The following is a 2995-nucleotide window of genomic DNA, read 5'->3' as shown; positions in this document are numbered from 1 at the left end:
CTTGTTTTTCTCTAACTTTCTTATAATACAACTTACAAGATTCTTCATCTGGAAAGTGTTCAGCAAATTTTAAAATTGTCATTTTTTATCAAATATAACGATTTATTTAAAATTGTGGTAAATAAACCGAGATACAATTTATTTAATGCTATTTCTTAACATGCAAACTAAAATTTTCTTGATTTTTATTTCTCTTCAAAGCCAGTCTGTACTCACGAAGCATAATTTTTACATCGTCGGACATATCATTGTGCAAATCGGCGGCAGAAGTAGTATTGTAGCTTTCTTTGTACTCATCATCACCTTCCCTATTCTTGCCTTTTCGGCCTCTATGATTAATGTCTTTGTCAATAATAATAACTTCCGAAGTACTAAAATTTGAATCTAGTTTTGTTCTTAATTTATACGAATCAAAATAAGATTGAATTTCATTTGGGTTGGCAAATACAAATTTCCAAGCTGATAAATTTTCAGTAAATCCACCTAATTTTTCTAATAAAATTTTAACATCGGCTTGTTTTCCATCTTCAACAATCATTACAATTTGAAAATCTTTAAAACCTACATACTTACCGTATATTTTTTGATTCAAATTGAAGATATTCCCTTGATTTTTTAAAATATCATTCCCTAAAAAACCCAATATGGTAATTTTGTTTTTTAGCAAAACTTCTTTTGCATCGTAGCTTTTCCAAGCTGGCAACTCTTTGTTTGCTTTTGATATGGTTGGCAAAAAAAGTGAATTGTGCGTTGCTGTGGCAAAAATCATGTAAATCAAAATTGGCAAAGCTAAAAGCACAATGAGTACTAATTTATTCTTCATTATAAATTGAGAATTATTTGAATACAAAAATAAAAAAATCCCGACGAATCGGGATCATTTTTTGAATTAATATTTTCTAAAAATTCCATTTAATGGTGGCATTTTTAAAAATTTCGAATATATAATCGGCTTCGACTAGCAGAATAAACACTAAATACATAATTAAGAAAACAAGTGGACCAACCACTGCCCAACGAAGAGCGGAAACTTCGCCTTCAAGGTGCATGAATGCCCACATAATCCAATATGCTTTGTAAACTGTAAGAATAATAAATATCCAGTTAAGCAAATTCATTCCTAAAAAAGTTGTAAAATGTAATAATTCAGGCTTTATAATACCTAAAATAACTTCTACAGTTGTAATTACAGAAAGCAGTGCGAAAACTTTCCAGATTCTTCCTGTGTTTGATACATGTTCGTGTGCGTGTGACATATTTTATATTTTATATAAATCTGAAAATTAAACTAGATAGAAAAAGGTAAATACAAATACCCAAACTAGATCCACAAAGTGCCAGTATAAACCAACTTTTTCAACCATTTCGTAACTTCCTCTTTTTTGATAAGTGCCAAGAATAACATTAAAGAAAATTAAAATGTTAATCATTACACCCGAAAATACGTGGAAACCGTGAAAACCAGTGATAAAGAAAAAGAAATTGGCAAATAATTTTGCACCATATTCGTTTCGAATTAAATTGGCACCTTCAACAACATATTTGGTTCCATCCATTCTCTTCAAAGATTCTTCGCGAGATAAGGTTGTTTTCTTCTTTGTTTTTGGATTTATAACTTCGGTACGAACCAACAAATTGTCATTGGCTTTAAAACCTTCCACTACTTCTTCAACTGAATAGGTTGGAATACTTCCTTCACCATAAAACCAAATTCCAGTGCTTTTTGTATCTTGAACTCTTTCGGTAGGAATATCTGCTGCAAAAGCTTCCAATGCTACTCTTTTTCCAGATTTATCTACAAATTGAAGTATGGATCCTCCTTTAGTTTCAACAGCGCCATATTCACCTTTGATAAAGTTTTTCCATTCCCAAGCTTGCGATCCAACGAATATCATACCACCTATAATGGTTAAAAACATATAGAAAGTTACTTTTTTCTTGTCCATATTATGTCCAGCATCCACTGCTAACACCATAGTTACTGACGAAAAAATTAGAATAAAAGTCATTAAGGCTACATAATACATTGGAGCAGGAACGCCATGCATAAAAGGAAAGTGGGTAAAAACTTCATCTGCCAAAGGCCAAGTTTCAATAAATTTAAATCTTGAAAAACCGTAAGCTGCAAGAAATCCAGAAAATGTTAAAGCATCAGATACGATAAAAAACCACATCATCATTTTGCCATAACTTATTCTCATAGGCTCTGTTCCGCCGCCCCAAGCTTTTACATCAGTATCAGTAGTAACTGTAGTTGCCATATAATTTTATTTATAAAGTTTACAAATTTACAAATTTTTCTTATTTAACGAAATATAAAAATAAAAACAAATATACCCAAAGAATATCTAGAAAATGCCAAAACATAGCAGCTAGCTCTATACCAGTGGATTGTGATGCGTTGTATTTTTGTTTAAAATGATTATAAATAGTGATTAATAATGAAATTATGCCTCCAAAAAGGTGTGCCAAATGCAAAATCGTTAAAACATATAAAAACGAAGATGTCACTGTGCTCTCGCTTCCTGTGAAAAAATAACCCATATCGACCACTTGACTAAATCCTTTGAATTGAAAATATACAAATGCAATTCCTAAAACCAAAGTTGATATTAAAAAAATACTAGTATTTTGGCGATTGTTTTTTTTAATTGACAATTTTGCCAAATGAATGGTGATGCTACTTATTATAATCACAATTGTACTAATAGTAAAAGCAGGAGGCAAAATCATGGTATGAATCCAATCTTTTCTGGAAGCACTTACTAAATACGCACTTGTCAAACCTGCAAACATCATAAACATACTTACCATAGCAAAAAGCAATAATAGTTTGTGGGATTTTGCTTTTCGTTGGTTGTAATCTTCAATTGTCATTTGTTCCATTATCGTAAAAATTTATCTAAAATGTATACTATTTGTATTAGTGTAATGTAAGCAACGCTCACCAACATTAATGTTTTGGCGGCTTTGTCGTTTTGATTTTGATATAATT

The 2995-nt window shown here is 30.9% G+C and carries 4 protein-coding genes and 1 pseudogene; all 5 read right to left on the bottom strand.

Annotated features, from left to right (window positions below; genetic code table 11):
- Positions 1-148 precede the first annotated feature (148 nt).
- Entirely contained in the window at positions 149-823 is a 675-nt protein-coding gene (locus RMN92_RS11975; protein ID WP_309609673.1) for a hypothetical protein, read from the bottom strand.
- 76 nt (positions 824-899) lie between these two features.
- Complete coding sequence (locus RMN92_RS11970) at positions 900-1256, bottom strand: cytochrome C oxidase subunit IV family protein (RefSeq protein WP_309609672.1); 357 nt, start codon at positions 1254-1256, stop codon at positions 900-902.
- Positions 1257-1283: 27 nt separating this feature from the next.
- Complete coding sequence (locus RMN92_RS11965; RefSeq protein WP_309609671.1) at positions 1284-2261, bottom strand: cytochrome c oxidase subunit 3; 978 nt, start codon at positions 2259-2261, stop codon at positions 1284-1286.
- A 40-nt stretch (positions 2262-2301) separates the two neighbouring features.
- On the bottom strand, positions 2302-2886 hold the full coding sequence (locus RMN92_RS11960; protein WP_309609670.1) for a cytochrome c oxidase subunit 3: 585 nt from the start codon (positions 2884-2886) through the stop codon (positions 2302-2304).
- Positions 2886-2995 (bottom strand): annotated as a pseudogene (locus RMN92_RS11955) (protoheme IX farnesyltransferase); the annotation flags it as partial. The gene RMN92_RS11960 and the pseudogene RMN92_RS11955, both read right to left, overlap by 1 nt.

The organism is Flavobacterium sp., from assembly GCF_031363805.1.
GTDB lineage: Bacteria > Bacteroidota > Bacteroidia > Flavobacteriales > Flavobacteriaceae > Flavobacterium.
Note: the sequence above shows the minus strand (reverse complement) of the source record. Positions and strands in the feature narration are given on the sequence as shown.

What these genes read in the sequence shown, in the direction of transcription:
- RMN92_RS11975 (WP_309609673.1), bottom strand. Translation starts at nt 823, where the DNA reads ATGAAGAATAAATTAGTACTCATTGTGCTTTTAGCTTTGCCAATTTTG.
- RMN92_RS11960 (WP_309609670.1), bottom strand. Translation starts at nt 2,886, where the DNA reads ATGGAACAAATGACAATTGAAGATTACAACCAACGAAAAGCAAAATCC.
- RMN92_RS11965 (WP_309609671.1), bottom strand. Translation starts at nt 2,261, where the DNA reads ATGGCAACTACAGTTACTACTGATACTGATGTAAAAGCTTGGGGCGGC.
- RMN92_RS11970 (WP_309609672.1), bottom strand. Translation starts at nt 1,256, where the DNA reads ATGTCACACGCACACGAACATGTATCAAACACAGGAAGAATCTGGAAA.